This window comes from Pyxidicoccus sp. M6 (assembly GCF_055568925.1).
In genome coordinates this window covers 5,556,752-5,571,481 of record NZ_CM145714.1, presented here as the reverse complement: position 1 = coordinate 5,571,481, position 14,730 = coordinate 5,556,752, and the positions used below count along the sequence as shown (strand labels likewise).

Annotated in this window: 12 protein-coding genes; 6 read left to right on the top strand and 6 right to left on the bottom strand. The window is 68.3% G+C overall.

From position 1 onward, the window contains the following. Positions 1-177: 177 nt before the first annotated feature. From tuf to ACVTJA_RS22205, 6 genes are all read right to left on the bottom strand, one after another. Entirely contained in the window at positions 178-1,368 is a 1,191-nt protein-coding gene (tuf, locus tag ACVTJA_RS22230) for an elongation factor Tu (protein WP_465838336.1), read from the bottom strand. A gap of 143 nt (positions 1,369-1,511) precedes the next feature. Beyond that, positions 1,512-3,587, bottom strand: a complete 2,076-nt coding sequence (fusA, locus tag ACVTJA_RS22225; RefSeq protein ID WP_465838983.1) for an elongation factor G — start codon at positions 3,585-3,587, stop codon at positions 1,512-1,514. Between the two features lie 144 nt (positions 3,588-3,731). After that, positions 3,732-4,202 carry a 30S ribosomal protein S7 gene (gene rpsG / locus ACVTJA_RS22220; protein WP_044191600.1) on the bottom strand — a complete coding sequence of 157 codons (471 nt, stop codon included), beginning with the start codon at positions 4,200-4,202 and terminating at the stop codon, positions 3,732-3,734. A 149-nt stretch (positions 4,203-4,351) separates the two neighbouring features. After that, the gene (gene rpsL, locus ACVTJA_RS22215) at positions 4,352-4,723 is read right to left on the bottom strand and encodes a 30S ribosomal protein S12 (protein ID WP_223753772.1); all 372 of its coding nucleotides are present in this window, start codon (positions 4,721-4,723) and stop codon (positions 4,352-4,354) included. Positions 4,724-4,947: 224 nt separating this feature from the next. Continuing rightward, complete coding sequence (gene rimI / locus ACVTJA_RS22210) at positions 4,948-5,442, bottom strand: ribosomal protein S18-alanine N-acetyltransferase (RefSeq protein ID WP_465838982.1); 495 nt, start codon at positions 5,440-5,442, stop codon at positions 4,948-4,950. Then, positions 5,439-6,158 (bottom strand): hypothetical protein, encoded by a 720-nt coding sequence (locus ACVTJA_RS22205; RefSeq protein WP_465838980.1) that lies wholly within the window; start codon positions 6,156-6,158, stop codon positions 5,439-5,441. Before ACVTJA_RS22205 ends, rimI begins: the two co-directional genes overlap by 4 nt. Positions 6,159-6,270: 112 nt before the next feature. Here ACVTJA_RS22205 and ACVTJA_RS22200 point away from each other — a divergent pair, with 112 nt between their 5' ends. From ACVTJA_RS22200 to ACVTJA_RS22175, 6 genes are all read left to right on the top strand, one after another. Further along, on the top strand, positions 6,271-7,440 hold the full coding sequence (locus tag ACVTJA_RS22200) for a DnaJ C-terminal domain-containing protein (protein ID WP_465838979.1): 1,170 nt from the start codon (positions 6,271-6,273) through the stop codon (positions 7,438-7,440). Positions 7,441-7,534: 94 nt separating this feature from the next. Beyond that, the gene (locus ACVTJA_RS22195; protein ID WP_465838978.1) at positions 7,535-8,263 is read left to right on the top strand and encodes a HEAT repeat domain-containing protein; all 729 of its coding nucleotides are present in this window, start codon (positions 7,535-7,537) and stop codon (positions 8,261-8,263) included. Positions 8,264-8,363: 100 nt separating this feature from the next. Continuing rightward, positions 8,364-10,061: an ATP-binding protein gene (locus ACVTJA_RS22190; RefSeq protein WP_465838977.1), complete on the top strand. Its 1,698-nt coding sequence runs from the start codon at positions 8,364-8,366 to the stop codon at positions 10,059-10,061. Between the two features lie 75 nt (positions 10,062-10,136). Continuing rightward, positions 10,137-11,858 carry an arginine--tRNA ligase gene (gene argS, locus ACVTJA_RS22185; RefSeq protein ID WP_465838975.1) on the top strand — a complete coding sequence of 574 codons (1,722 nt, stop codon included), beginning with the start codon at positions 10,137-10,139 and terminating at the stop codon, positions 11,856-11,858. Positions 11,859-11,937: 79 nt separating this feature from the next. Continuing rightward, positions 11,938-14,427, top strand: a complete 2,490-nt coding sequence (locus tag ACVTJA_RS22180) for a 1-acyl-sn-glycerol-3-phosphate acyltransferase (protein WP_465840485.1) — start codon at positions 11,938-11,940, stop codon at positions 14,425-14,427. Further along, positions 14,424-14,576 carry a hypothetical protein gene (locus tag ACVTJA_RS22175; RefSeq protein WP_465838974.1) on the top strand — a complete coding sequence of 51 codons (153 nt, stop codon included), beginning with the start codon at positions 14,424-14,426 and terminating at the stop codon, positions 14,574-14,576. Before ACVTJA_RS22180 ends, ACVTJA_RS22175 begins: the two co-directional genes overlap by 4 nt. Positions 14,577-14,730 lie beyond the last annotated feature (154 nt).

Sequence of the window (14,730 nt, the reverse complement as noted above, 5' to 3'; positions counted from 1 at the left end):
CCCTGCCTGTGCCTCGGGCGGCGCTACGACTTACGTCCCCTGGATTTCACAGAGCCGTTTCTTCGGAACGAAGGGGCGCGGTGATTACCATCCCGCGCCGGGGGTGTGCAACTGGATTTCCTCCGGCTCCCTGAAAATTCCCCGGATGGGGGTCCCCAGGGAGCCGGTGGACTGCTTCTACTCGATGATTTCGGCCACGACGCCGGCGCCCACGGTGCGGCCGCCCTCACGGACAGCGAAGCGGAGCTCCTTCTCCATGGCCACCGGGGTGATGAGCTCCACCTCGATGGCGATGTTGTCGCCCGGCATCACCATCTCCACGTTGTCCGGCAGCTTCACCGTGCCCGTCACGTCCGTGGTGCGGAAGTAGAACTGGGGACGGTAGCCCTTGAAGAACGGGGTGTGACGGCCACCCTCCTCCTTCGACAGCACGTAGATCTGCGCCTTGAACTTGGTGTGCGGAGTGATGCTGCCCGGCTTGGCCAGCACCTGGCCACGCTCCAGGTCCTCACGCTTCAGGCCGCGCACCAGCGCGCCGATGTTGTCGCCCGCCATGCCCTCGTCCAGCAGCTTGCGGAACATCTCCACGCCCGTCACCACCGTCTTCTGCGTGGGACGCAGGCCGACCACCTCGACCTCCTCGCCCACCTTGATCTTGCCGCGCTCCACGCGGCCGGTGGCCACGGTGCCACGGCCGGCGATGGAGAACACGTCCTCCACCGGCATCAGGAAGGGCTTGTCGGTGGCGCGCACCGGGGTGGGGATGTAGCTGTCCACCGCCTCCATCAGCTTCAGGATGGACGGCTCGCCGATGTCGCTGGTGTCACCCTCGAGCGCCTTGAGCGCCGAGCCGGGGATGATGGGGATGGTGTCGCCGGGGAACTCGTACTTCTTCAGCAGGTCCCGGACCTCCATCTCCACGAGCTCGCGCAGCTCGGGGTCGTCCAGCATGTCCACCTTGTTCAGGAAGACGACGATGTAGGGCACGCCCACCTGGCGGGCCAGGAGGATGTGCTCACGCGTCTGGGGCATCGGGCCGTCGGCCGCGGACACCACCAGGATGGCGCCGTCCATCTGCGCCGCGCCGGTAATCATGTTCTTGACGTAGTCGGCGTGGCCCGGGCAGTCGACGTGGGCGTAGTGCCGGTTCTTCGTCTGGTACTCCACGTGCGCGGTGGAGATGGTAATTCCGCGCTCACGCTCCTCCGGCGCCTTGTCGATCTGGTCGTACGCCATGAACGTGGCGCCGCCCGTCTTCGCCAGCACCTTCGTGATGGCGGCCGTCAGCGACGTCTTGCCGTGGTCCACGTGTCCGATCGTGCCGATGTTCACGTGGGGCTTGTTACGCTCGAACTTCTCCTTGGCCATGACCTCTCCTCGCGGGGCTGCCGGTCAGCGGACCCGGCGCGCGTAATCTCGGGAAACAACTGCGAAGGTGCTGCGTCCTGCTCCAAACGTCCCGCAACGTCAACTGAAATCGCCCGGCGGGTATGCCGCCGGGCGTGCCGCCGTCACCGGTTGAGAGCCGTCTTGGGAGCGGGCGCGTAGTGACTGAACTGCATGGTGTAGGTCGCCCTTCCCTGGCTGCGGCTGCGCAGGTCCGTGGAGTAGCCGAACATGGCGGCCAGGGGCACCTGCGCCTGGATGGCCTGCACGCGGCCCGGCCGGGGCACCATGCCCAGCACCTTTCCGCGACGGCCGTTCAGGTCGCCGATGACGTCGCCCATGAAGTCCTCGGGGGTGACGATTTCGCAGCTCATGATGGGCTCGAGCAGCACCGGCGTGGCGTTGCGCACGGCATCCCGGAACGCCATGGAGCCGGCGATCTTGAAGGCCATCTCGCTGGAGTCCACGTCGTGCATGGAGCCGTCGTAGGCCTCCACCTTGACGTCCACCATGGGGTAGCCAGCCACCGGGCCGTTCTGCATGGACTCGAAGACGCCCTCCTTCACCGCCTCCACGAACTCCTTCGTCACCGCGCCGCCGACGACCTTGTTCTCGAAGGCGAAACCCTTGCCCGGCTCATTGGGCATGACGCGCAGCCAGATGTGGCCGTACTGGCCACGGCCGCCCGTCTGGCGGATGTACTTCCCCTCCGCCTCCGTCTGCGTGGTGATGGTCTCCCGGTAGGCCACCTGCGGCTTGCCGATGTTCGCGTCGACCTTGAACTCGCGCAGGAGGCGGTCGACGATGATTTCCAGGTGCAGCTCGCCCATGCCGGCGATGATGGTCTGCCCCGTCTCCTCGTTCGTCTTCACGCGGAAGGACGGGTCCTCCATCGCCAGGCGCTGCAGCGACTGGATGATCTTGTCCTGGTCCGCCGTCGACTTCGGCTCAATCGCGATGTCGATGACCGGCTCGGGGAACTCCATCCGCTCCAGGATGACGGGCTGCTTGTCGTCGCAGAGCGTGTCGCCGGTGCTGGCCAGCTTCAGGCCCACCACCGCGCAGATGTCGCCAGCGAAGCACTCGGTGAGCTCGTCCTTCTTGTCCGCGCGCATCTGCACGAGGCGGCTGACGCGCTCGCGCTTGCCCTTCACCGAGTTCCACACCGCCGTGCCCGCCTCCAGGCGGCCCGAGTAGACGCGCAGGAACGTCAGCGTCTGTGACTGGAACGCGGGGTCGTTCATGATCTTGAACGCCAGCGCGCTGAAGGGCGCGTCGTCCTTCGTCTCGCGGATGGCGTCCTCGCCCTTGGGCGTCTTGCCGTGCACGGGCGGGATTTCGAGCGGGCTGGGCAGGTAGTCCACCACCGCGTCCAACAGCGGCTGCACGCCCTTGTGGCGGAACGCCGAGCCGCAGAACACGGGGAACAGCTTCAGCCCCACGCAGCCCTTGCGGATGGCGCCGCGAATCTCCTCCTCGGTGAGCTCATGGCCCTCGAGGAACTTCTCCGTCAGCGCGTCGTCCTGCTCGGCCGCGGCCTCGAGCAGCTCGCCGCGGGCCGCCTCGGCCGCCTCGCGGTACTCCTCGGGGATGTCCACCTCGTCGTAGCGGCTGCCCTGCTCCGAGTCGTGGAACACGAGCGCTTTCATCTTGATGAGGTCGATGACGCCGCGGAGCTTGTCCTCGGAGCCCAGGGGAAGCTGCATGCGCACCGCGCGCGCGCCGAGCTTCTCCTTGATGGTGCCCACGGACATCTCGAAGTCCGCGCCCACCCGGTCCATCTTGTTGATGAAGCAGATGCGCGGAACCTTGTACTTGTCCGCCTGGCGCCACACCGTTTCGGACTGCGGCTCCACGCCATTCACGCCGTCGAACACGGCGATGGCACCGTCGAGCACGCGCAGCGAGCGCTCCACCTCGATGGTGAAGTCCACGTGTCCCGGCGTGTCGATGATGTTGACGCGGTAGCGCTGGTCGCGCCGGTTCCAGAAGGCCGTAATCGCGGCGGACGTAATCGTGATGCCGCGCTCGCGCTCCTGCGGCATCCAGTCGGTGGTGGTGGTCCCCTCGTGAACCTCGCCCATCCTGTGGATGGCGCCGGTGTAGAAGAGGATCCGCTCGGTGGTGGTCGTCTTGCCGGCATCGATGTGCGCCATGATGCCGATGTTGCGGTAGCGCTCGAGGGGATGCTCACGGGCCATGACTCAATACCTCTTCGAAAAGCGGGGCGGGCCTCCGGGCCGCGTCACCCACCGACCGGACGATTTCAGAGAACCTGCGCCATCTAACAAAACCGCCCGGATGCAGCATCTGCATCCGGGCGGCAACCGCGAAGCCTTGACGGCCTACCAGCGGTAGTGAGCGAAGGCCTTGTTGGCCTCCGCCATCTTGTGCGTGTCTTCACGCTTCTTCACCGCGTTGCCGCGGTTGTTGGCGGCGTCCATGATCTCGCCGGCCAGCTTCTCCTGCATGGTCTTCTCGCCACGCGCCTTGGCGTAGCTGATGATCCACCGCATGCCGAGGGCCACGCGGCGGTCCTGGCGGACCTCGACGGGCACCTGGTAGGTGGCGCCACCGACGCGGCGGCTCTTCACCTCGAGCACCGGCTTCACGTTGTCGAGGGCCTTCTTGAACGTCTTGAGGGGGTCTTCCTTCGCGCGCTCCTCGATGAGGGCGAAGGCGCCGTAGCACACGCCCTCGGCGATGGACTTCTTCCCCTTCCGCATCAGGTCGTTGACGAACTTGGTGACCAGGCGGTCCTGGAACTTCGGATCCGGCAGAATCTTGCGCTTGGCGACTACGCGACGACGAGGCATCTCTTTCTCTTCCCTTACGCCCCACTCCCCTTCCGGAGAGCACTCAACGGGGCTTCAAGTACCACTTGGAGGAACTGCCTGGGACGCTCCCCAGGGTGCGGGGCCATGCGTCCGAATCACTGCGAGAAGGTGGTCCGCGTTTCGAGCGATCAGCTCGGACGCTTCGCGCCGTACTTGGAACGGCCCTGCTTACGGCCTGCGACGCCCACGGAGTCCAGCGTGCCACGGATGATGTGGTAGCGGACGCCCGGGAGGTCCTTCACACGGCCACCGCGGATCATCACCACCGAGTGCTCCTGGAGGTTGTGACCCACGCCGGGGATGTAGGACGTGACCTCGATCCCGTTGGTCAGACGAACACGGGCCACCTTGCGGAGGGCCGAGTTCGGCTTCTTCGGGGTCGTGGTGTACACGCGCGTGCAGACGCCACGCTTCTGGGGGGACTCCTTGAGCGCGGGGCTCTTGCCCTTGATGACGAGCTTCTCGCGGCCCTTGCGAACCAGCTGGCTGATGGTCGGCAACTGATACCTCTTCTTCGGGTTGGCCGCCGCCGGACACACCAGGCGGCGCATATCTACCTACAGTGCTACGGAAAGGGCCGCGAGTATAGGAAGGGCCCCCTTCGTGTCAAGCACGGCCTGGACCCTGCCTATGAACTGGTGAGCCCCCGGAGGCGCATTCCCGGATGCCGGAGCATCGGAGCATGGCGGGTGTACGACGGGGCGCTCGTCTACTCCGCGTGCAACTAGAAGTCGAGGACCATCACGATGGCGTCCTCGCCCTCGTCCACGTAGTAGTTCGGCCGGATGCCCACCGCCCGGAAGCCCAGGGACTTGTAGAGCTGGAGCGCGGGCTCGTTGCTGCGGCGCACCTCCAGCGTGGCCAGGGTGCAGCGCCGCGCCCTGCCCCGCGCGAGCACCTCGTCCATGACGGCCCGGGCCACCCCACGCCGTCGGTGCTCCGGGGCGGTGGCCACGTTGAGCACGTGCACCTCGTCGTGGACGATCCAGAAGATGGCCAGGCCCAGGAGCAGCGGAGCCTCGTCCTTCCGCTCCTCCTCGACGAGGAGGATGGTGGACCACTCGTGCTGCAGCTCGCGTTGGAGCAGCTCCGCGGACCAGGGGTTCTTGAAGGCCTGCTTCTCCAGCGCCATCACCGCCGGCATGTCGGCCACCGTCATCTGACGGATGACGAAGTCCGGCTTCCCGCGCGGCGCGGCGTCGTCGCGCATCCGCCTCATCGCCGTGCCTCCCGCGCGAAGGGGGCCACCCGGCGCACCTGCGCCGAGGCCCGCACCTGGAGCAGTTCCTCCGCCGCCAGCACCGCATACCGCTCACGCACCAGCTTCTCCCGGATGGCGGTGCGCACCGCCTCGTAGTCCGCGGGGTACTCGCTCGCGTGCTGCTCGAAGTAGCGGCGGACCTCCGTCTCGCCTACCTGCGCCCGGAGCCGGATGCGGCTGTCCAGGATGCGCTCCGCGCGCAGCCCCCGGGCAAGTACCCGCTCCAACGCCTCCTGATCCACGTCATGCCGGGCGAGAAAGCGCCGCAGCGCGACCTCACCGCCCACGCGGGCCTGGAACGCGGCCAGCCGCGCCTGGACTTCCGCCGGCTCGGCGGGGAAGGCCTGGAGGCGGTCCGCGTTCAGCACCTGGACCCGCTGGTTGATGAGGAACTCCAGGGCGCCCCGGAGCGTGTCCTCGTCGAGCGGAGCCTCCAGGGCCTGCACGCCCCCTCGCTGGATGAGCGCGACCCGGGCCTCGAAGCGCAGCTCGCTCAGGGTGAGGACCTGGCCCTCGATGATGGCCACCACCCGGTCGATGACGCGGCCCTCGGGCTCGGCTGTACGTGCGTCCGGGGCTGGCGGGGGCGCGGCCCGGGCCCCCGCGACGGGCACGAACAGGAGCCAGACCACCAGCCACAGGGTTCCCGCTCCAGTCTGGCGCGGCGCTTCCATGGCCTCCCTCATCTTCCGGCGACTTTATACATCTCGCGCCAAACGGGCACTCCACGCTGGCGTGCTCCCGCCGGCTGGTTACGTTCAATCAGGTACATCACGGCGGGAACAAATGGCGGACGACTACTACCAGATTCTCGGTGTGGACCGGGGGGCTTCGGCGGACGACGTCAAGAAGGCGTACCGCAAGCTCGCGCGCAAGTACCACCCCGACGTCAACCCGGGCAACAAGGCCGCCGAGGAGAAGTTCAAGCAGGTTGGCTCCGCGTTCGAAGTGCTGTCGGACCCGAAGAAACGCAAGCTCTACGACGAGTTCGGCCCCGACGCGGAGAAGATAGGCTTCGACGAGAAGAAGGCGGAGGCCTATCGGGCCTACAAGTCCGCGGCCTCGAGCGGCGGCGCGGGCGGCATGCCCTTTGGCGCCGAGGGCTTCGACCTGGGCGACCTCTTCGGCGACCTGTTCGGCGGGCGCGGTGGTGGCGGAGGCGGCGGGGGCGGCTTCGACGTGGGCGACCTCTTCGGCCGGCGTGGGGCCCGGAGCACGGGGCCCGAGCGCGGCGAGGACCTCACGGCCCGCGTGCAGCTCACCCTCAACGAGGCCGTCTCCGGCTCGGAACGCACCCTCTCCATCAGCCGGCCCGGACGCTGCCAGGCGTGCAGCGGCCGGGGCGACTCGGGGAAGATGGGCACCTGCCCCACCTGCAGCGGCACCGGCCGCCCCAAGCGGGCCAGCCTCTTCGGCGGGGGCGGCGTGTGCCCCAACTGCCAGGGCACCGGTCGGGCCATGGAGCCCTGCCCCCAGTGCGGCGGCACCGGCGTCAAGGAGGAGACCACACGGCTGACGGTGAAGATTCCGGCCGGCGTGCAGACGGGCTCGAAGGTCCGGCTGGCCGGACAGGGCGCGGCCGGCACGCGTGGCGGCCCCCCGGGCGACCTCTACATCGAGACGGAGGTCGCCGAGCATCCGCTGGTGCGCCGCGAGGGCGACGATCTGCACATCGACCTGCCGGTAACGGTGCCCGAGGCCATCCTGGGCGCGGACGTGCGCGTGCCCACCTTCCAGGGCGAGGTGACGGTGAAGGTGCCACCGGGCTCACAGTCCGGCCGGCGCATGCGCCTGAAGGGGCGCGGTGTGCCCTCCCTCAAGGGCGGAGCGCCAGGAGACCTCTACCTCCACCTGCAGGTGAAGGTGCCGGAGGACGCCAGCGCCGAGGCCCGTGCCGCGGCCGAAACACTTTCGCGCGCATACCGGGCCGATGTCCGCCGGGAGCTGACGCTCTGATCCTCTTGTCTCTTGTCCCGGGCGCCGGGTCGGCATAGACGGCGCCTCCTACCTTCACGCATCACGCTTCCGCAGGAAACGGAGCACACGCGCAATGGGCCTCTTAGACATCTTCACGGGCGGCTCGGGCCCCGACAAAGCCCTCAAGCTCAAGTCCAAGGTGACCCAGAAGTACGGGGACCCGGCGACACGCCAGAAGGCCATCGAACAGCTCGGGGAGATGAACATCCCCGAGGCGGTCAGCGTGCTGCTCGCCCGCTTCACCATCACCGTGGACCCGCTCACCACGGACGCAGACGAGAAGGAGCGCACCTTCGAGCTCGTCAAGAGCTTCGGGAAGAACGCCGTCCCGCCCATCACCGAGTTCCTCCAGAAGAACGAGTCGGCCACGTCGTGGGCCCTGCGGCTGATGGGGGAGCTCCTCACCGAGGACGAGGTGCTCGGCGCCTGCGTGGACTCGCTCCAGCACCTTTCCAAGACGTACACGAAGAACCCGGAAAAGAAGGTGGTCCTCCTGCACCACGTGACGGGCAAGACGGACGCTCGCATTCCTCCGGTGGTGCTGCCCTTCCTCGAGGACATGTCGGACGACGTGAAGATCGCCGCGCTCAAGGCGCTCGGCTCCTTCAAGTACGAGCCGGCGCGCGAGCCCATGCTGAAGCTCCTCACCGCCGACGACACGGGCCGCCGGGTGCAGACGTCCGCCCTGGCCGCTCTGGCCGAGAGCGGCTTCTCCGTGGAGGGCTACCAGACGAAGGTGCAGCCCCTCCTGGTGGAGCCGTACGCCCTGGGTCAGGACGGCCGCATCCAGCGCAGGGCCTGAGCGCCGGCCTGTCGGACAGCCGACACGACTACTGTCCTTTGGAAGGCCCTGCGAGACGGAGCCGTTTCCTCGCGCGCGGTACATGGAGCAGGATCTACCCGTGCGCTCGAAGAAGAAGGGGCCGCTGGCGGAAGTCGTCCCGCTGCGGCCGGTTGCCAAGACTGACAAGAAGCCCGCTCGGCGGACCGTGAAGCCGGCCCCGCCGGTGGATGGCGATACCGCCCACCGCGCCCTGCTGGAGATGGCGCGGCACCTGACGGACAACGCGGGGCCCACGGAGGCCCTTCGCTCCCACCTGCAGACCATCCACGCGCTGCTCAAGCCGAAGGTCTGCTACGTGGCCCGCCACTTCCCCTCGCGCGAGCAACTGCACGTCGAGCACGTGCGCGGCCGCTACGACGACCGCGTCACCGCCGCCGTCCCCGGCGAGGGCGTGGTGGGGCGGGCCTTCTCCACGAAGACGCTGCTGCGCGAGGGCGACACCGTGGCCGTCCCGCTGGAGGCCCCCCAGGGCTGCACGGGTGTCCTGGTGGTGCTCGGCGCCCGGCGCGAGCCCTCGGACATGCTGCTCCAGTCGCTGGCCGCGCAGCTCACCGCCGCCTACGAGGTGGCGCGCCTGCGCGATGACAGCGCCCGCCGCAACAAGGACCTCCAGACGGCCATCGCCGGCCTCAAGAGCCTGGAGCAGAACCGCGAGGAGTTGCTCGGCAACGTCTCGCACGACTTGAAGAACCCGCTCACCACCATCAAGTCCTACCTGGCGATGATGGGGCGCGAGAAGCTGGGGCCCCTGACGGACTCGCAGCGGCGCGCGGTGCAGATCTGCGACCGGAACTCGGACCGCATGCTGCGCATGGTGAACGATTTGCTGCTCATGTCCCGGCTCCAGTCCGGGAAGATGCAGCTCAACCAGCGCCCCTTCGGGCTCAAGGCCGTGGCCGAAGAGGTGGTGCGCGCGCTGGCCGCCCTCGCCGAGCACTGCAAGGTGCGGGTGGTGATTCCGCCCTGCCCCGAGGTCTTCGTGCGCGGAGACCGCGAGCGCATCGCCGAAGCCATCCACAACCTCGTGGAGAACGGCATCCACCACAGCGAGGCGGACGACACCGTCGAGGTGCGGGTGTCCACCGAGGACGGGCTGGCCACGCTCACCGTCAAGGACAGCGGCCCCGGCATGTCCGCCGAGGCGTTGGAGCACGTCTTCGACGCCTTCTACCGCGCGCAGCCGGGCATGCCCCGGCCGCCGGGCGCGGGCCTGGGCCTGCCGCTGGTGGGGAAGATTGTCGCCCTGCACGGCGGGCGCATGGAGGCCTCCAGCGTCCTCGGAGAGGGCAGCACCTTCCAGATGGTGCTGCCGATGTTCGCCGGGGCCGTCAGCGCTCCGGAGATGAACCAGGCGGCGCCCAAGTCCGGCGGAATCCTCCTCGTGGAGGACGACGCCGACTGCCGCGAGGTCCTCCAGCAGGTGCTGGAGCAGGAGGGCTACCGGGTGATGGCCACCTCGGGGGCCTCGGAGGCGCGCTCCATCCTGTCCCACATCCGTCCGGCCATGGTGCTGTTGGATTTGCGCCTGAGTGAAGAGGACGGGCAGTCCGTGCTGCGGTTCATCCGCGGCAATGAGTCGCTGGCGGACATCGCCGTGTACATCATCTCGGGAGCCAGCGAGGTGGCCTCCCTCACCTCGGGACAGGGGCTGGAGCGCATCGACGGGTTCTTCGAGAAGCCCCTCCAGTTGCCCAAGTTGCTGGATACGGTGTCCGCGGTGGTGCGGCCCAGCCGCCGGGCACCAGCCGTACCCTGAGTGACGGAAGGCCCCTGGGCGCGAACAAGAGGTGGCCGCTCGGCGCCTCGGTTTGTCTAGTATCGCCGCGTTCCCATGAGCAATTCCGTCTACTCCCGATATCGCGCCGCATTCGCCCAGGGCCTCGCCACGGCCCTGGGTGTGCCGGCGTCCGAGATTGAAGCTCAGATCAAGCCCGCCGAGCCGGCGCACGGCGACCTGAGCTTCGCCACCTTCCCCCTCGCCAAGGCGCAGAAGAAGGCGCCGCCCGCCATTGCCGCGGGGCTCGCCCAGTCGGTCAGCGTGCCGGGGCTCGACATCAAGGCGGTGGGCCCGTACGTCAACGCCCGCTTCGCTCCCCTGCCCTTCACGGCCGAGGTCATCGACGCCGCCCGCTCGGCGGGGCTGGCCTACGGTGGCGACAAGGACGCGGGGCGCGGCAAGACGGTGGTCATCGACTACTCGTCGCCCAACATCGCCAAGCCCATCGGCTTCCACCACATCCGCACCACGTTCCTCGGCCACTGCATCGCCAACATCTACCGGGCGTTGGGCTGGAAGGTGGAGGGCATCAACTACCTGGGCGACTGGGGCAAGCAGTTCGGCCTCGTCGCGGTGGGCTTCCAGGAGTACGGCGACCCGAAGCGCATCGACGACATGGGGCACCTCGTGGAGGTGTACGTCAAGGCGAACAAGCGCGCCGAGGCGGAGCCCGAGTTCGACGAGAAGGCCCGCGACTTCTTCCGGCGCATGGAGGCAGGTGACGCCGAGGCGCTCAAGCTCTGGAACCAGTTCCGAGAGACGAGCATCAAGGGCTTCAAGCTCATCTACGAGCGGATGGGCATCGAGTTCGAGCACATCGAGGGCGAGAGCCGCTACCAGGGGAAGATGGACGCGGTCATCGAGCAGATCGCGAAGAAGCCCGGCGTGAAGGAGTCCGAGGGCGCGCTCATCGTCGACCTGCCCTACGCGGAGAACGAGCCGCCCATCCTGCTGAAGAAGAAGGACGGCAGCACGCTGTACGCCACGCGCGACCTGGCCGCGGCGGAGGACCGGTACGCGCGCTTCCACTTCGACAAGTCACTGTACGTGGTGGCGCAAGACCAGGCGCTGCACTTCCGCCAGGTGTTCCGCACCCTGAAGGAGATGGGCCATCCCTGGGCAGACCGCACCGTGCACGTGGCCTTCGGCCGCATCCACGGCATGAGCACGCGCAAGGGCCAGGTGGTGCAGCTCAACGAGGTGCTCGACGAGGCGAAGGAGCGGGTGGCGGTCAAGGTGCGGGAGAACATCGAGGCGGGCCGCATCTACACGGACGACCCCGAGGTGCTGTCCGAGCAGATCGGCCTGGGCGCCATCGCCTTCGGTGACCTCAAGCACAAGCGCGCCAGCGACTACACCTTCGACTGGGAAGAGGTGCTCAGCTTCGAGGGCCACACCGGTCCCTATCTCCAGTACGCGCACGCGCGCGTCGTCAACGTGCTGCGCAAGGGCGGTGGAGCGCCGGCCAGCTACGACGCGAGTCTGCTGACGCTTCCCGAGGAGCAGGCCCTGGTGCGCGAAGTCATGCGCCTGCCCGAGGTGGTGCGCGAGGCCGCGGAGCAGTACGAGCCGAGCCTCGTGGCGCGACTGCTCCTCGACGTGGCCGCGGCTCTCAGCCGCTACTACACGCTGGGAAACCAGGACCGCGACAAGCGCATCAACATCGAAGGCAACGACGCGCTGCGCGCGGCCCGGCTTGCCCTGACGGACGCGACGCGGATTACGCTCGCGGCGGGACTGACGCTGCTGGGCATTCCGACGCCGGACAACATGTAGCCGGGGGGCTCACGTGGACACCGTGCTGACTCAGACTGGGAATCAGGGTGAGGCATCGCTGAAGGAAGAGTTCGGCCCCATGGGCCGGGCGCTGGGTGCCCGTTACCTGGACGGCGTCCACTTCTCAGCGGAGACCGAGGACGAGCTGCGCACCCTGCACGCCAAGGGGTTCGTGGTGCACGTCATGCGCTCCACGGCGTGGGTGAACTTCCTCTACCTGGCCTGGGCCATGGTCCGCCGGGCGCTGCCGCCCGTGCGGGCCGTGGTGAACCTGCGGCCGTGGTTCACCCGCCCCTGGCGGCAGACGAAGCACCGCGGCGACTTCGCCCACCGCTTCGAGTACGCACGGCAGCAGGGCGGCAGCGGGCTCGTGTTCCTACGCCGCACCGCGCTGCTGGCCCCGTCGGGGAAGGAGACCCGCGAGGACCCCTTCCCCGCCCTGGTGGCCATGGCGCGCCAGTCGGACCGGCCGGTGTACCTGGTGCCGGAGCTGTTCATCTGGGAGAAGCGCACCGCGCGCCTCAAGCCCAACTGGGTGGACATCGTGTTCGGGAGCCCAGAGGCGCCGGGATTCCTGCACTCGATGCTCGCCTTCTTCCGCAACTACAAGCGCGCGCAGTTCCGCGTGGGCGAGCCCATCGACCTGCGACGCTTCGTGGAGCAGAACCCGACGGACTCGAACGAGGTGCTGGCGCGCAAGGTGCGCAGCACGCTCCACGTCCACCTCGCCCGCGAGACGCGCGCCGTGTTCGGCCCGCCCGTGAAGCCCGCGGCGCGCGTCATCGACGAGACGCTGAGAGATCGCCAGCTCCGCAAGGTGCTGGACGAGCACGCGGCGGCGACGGGGCGCAAGCAGGAGAGCGTGCTGCGCGAGGCCCGCCGCAACCTGGAGGCCATCGCCGCGCGGCCGAGCCCGACGACGCTGGCCTTCATCGCGCCCACGCTGGAGTGGGTGTTCAACCGCATCTACGACGGCATCGAAGTGGACGAGGCGGGCCTGCACCGCGCGCTCAAGGCCGCGGGCAAGGCGCCGCTCGTGCTGTGCCCCAGCCACAAGAGCCACGTCGACTACCTGGTGATGAGCTGGATTCTGTGGAACCGCGGCTACACGGTGCCGCTGGTGGCCGCGGGCGCCAACCTCTCCTTCTGGCCGCTGGGCCCCATCTTCCGCCGCTGCGGCGCGTTCTTCCTGCGGCGCTCGTTCAAGGACGACAAGGTCTACGCCGCGTCCTTCAAGGCGTACGTCCGCAAGCTGGTGCACGACGGCACCCACCAGGAGTTCTTCCCCGAGGGCGGCCGCTCGCGCACGGGCAAGCTGCTGCTGCCCAAGCTGGGCATGTTCACCTGGCAGGTGGAGTCGGTGCTCGAGGGCGCGCGCAACGACCTCATGTTCGTGCCGGTGTCCATCGACTACGAGAAGGTCGTGGAGTCCGGCAGCTACTCGAAGGAGCTCGCCGGCGGAGAGAAGAAGCCGGAGGACCTCAAGGCGCTCCTCAGTACGCCCAAGGTGCTCGCTGCCCGCTACGGGCGCATCCACCTCAGCTTCGACGAGCCCATCTCGCTGCAGGAGTTCATGAAGGGCCGCGGGCTCAACCCCGAGGAGCCCGTCAACGACGAGCAGAAGAAGGGCCTGGTGCGCGCGCTCGGCAACCGGGTGATGTACGGCATCAGCAAGGTGTCCACCGTGACGCCGCACGCGCTGGTGAGCACGGCCCTGCTGGCGCACCGGCTGCGTGGGCTCGGGCAGCGCGAGCTCACGGACCGCATCAGCGTCCTGCGCCGCATCGCCCTGGAGGACGGCGCGCCGCTGTCCAAGGAACTGCGCAACGCTCCGAGCAATCCGGAGACGATGGGTCCCATCCAGGATGCCATGCGCACGTTCATCAACGACGAGATGGTGCGCACGCAGGAGGCGCGCGGCGAGGTCATCTACCAGGTGGAGGACTCGCGCCGCCCGGAGATGTCCTTCTACAAGAACACGCTGATGAACCTGGTGGCCGCGCGCAGCCTCGTGGCCAACGCGCTGCTCGCGGCCGGCTCCCCTTCCGAGTACGACGACGTCAAGGACCGGGCGCTGTTCCTATCTCGCCTCTTCAAGGTGGAGTTCATCTACCGGGTGGGCCTCACCTTCGACACCATCTTCGCGGAGACGGTGGAGCGGCTGGCGCGCATGGGCCTGGTGCTGCACGAGGGCAACACGCTGAAGCTCGCCCCCGAGCCCCATGCGCGCCCGGAATTGGAGTTCCTGGCCGACCTGCTGCGCGACTACCTGGAGTCGTACCTGCTGGCCGCGATGACGATGGAGGACGTGGCCACCGGCGTGGCGACGGACAAGAAGGCCTTCATCAAGCTGGCGCTGGAGACGGGCCGCGCGGAGTACCACGCGGGCCGCATCACCGCCGCCGAGTCCCTGGCCAAGGTCACCCTGGAGAACGCGGTGGCCTACCTGCAGGACCAGAAGCTCCTCGTCGACAAGGACAAGAAGCTGGAGCTGGGGCCGACGGCGCAGGACGCAGAGAAGCGGAGGCAGCTCGCGGACAGCATCCGCGAGTACCTCAGGCGGGCGTGACGTACGCAGCAAGGCTGCGCCTCGGCCTGCACGACCACCCGAAGCGCATCCTCTACCGACAGGAGTCCGCGGACCGGCTCGCCGCCCATGTCGAGGGTGACGAGAACGGCAATCCCGTCTCCGAGGATTTCCCCTACACGCGACGGTAACGCGCCCGCTCAGGGCGCCGTCGTCGTCCGGCGTGGTGCCGCGCCACGCTCGAATCTGGTACGCCTGTGCCTCGGTGCGCGCCTCCATCTGGAGCGCCGCCGCGTGCGACGTCGCAGCCCCCAGGCCCAGCCACAGGGTGCACAGGGTGTAAGC

What these genes read in the sequence shown, in the direction of transcription:
- rimI (WP_465838982.1), bottom strand. Translation starts at nt 5,442, where the DNA reads ATGAGGCGGATGCGCGACGACGCCGCGCCGCGCGGGAAGCCGGACTTC.
- rpsG (WP_044191600.1), bottom strand. Translation starts at nt 4,202, where the DNA reads ATGCCTCGTCGTCGCGTAGTCGCCAAGCGCAAGATTCTGCCGGATCCG.
- fusA (WP_465838983.1), bottom strand. Translation starts at nt 3,587, where the DNA reads ATGGCCCGTGAGCATCCCCTCGAGCGCTACCGCAACATCGGCATCATG.
- ACVTJA_RS22200 (WP_465838979.1), top strand. Translation starts at nt 6,271, where the DNA reads ATGGCGGACGACTACTACCAGATTCTCGGTGTGGACCGGGGGGCTTCG.
- ACVTJA_RS22195 (WP_465838978.1), top strand. Translation starts at nt 7,535, where the DNA reads ATGGGCCTCTTAGACATCTTCACGGGCGGCTCGGGCCCCGACAAAGCC.
- ACVTJA_RS22180 (WP_465840485.1), top strand. Translation starts at nt 11,938, where the DNA reads ATGGGCCGGGCGCTGGGTGCCCGTTACCTGGACGGCGTCCACTTCTCA.
- tuf (WP_465838336.1), bottom strand. Translation starts at nt 1,368, where the DNA reads ATGGCCAAGGAGAAGTTCGAGCGTAACAAGCCCCACGTGAACATCGGC.
- argS (WP_465838975.1), top strand. Translation starts at nt 10,137, where the DNA reads ATGAGCAATTCCGTCTACTCCCGATATCGCGCCGCATTCGCCCAGGGC.
- ACVTJA_RS22205 (WP_465838980.1), bottom strand. Translation starts at nt 6,158, where the DNA reads ATGGAAGCGCCGCGCCAGACTGGAGCGGGAACCCTGTGGCTGGTGGTC.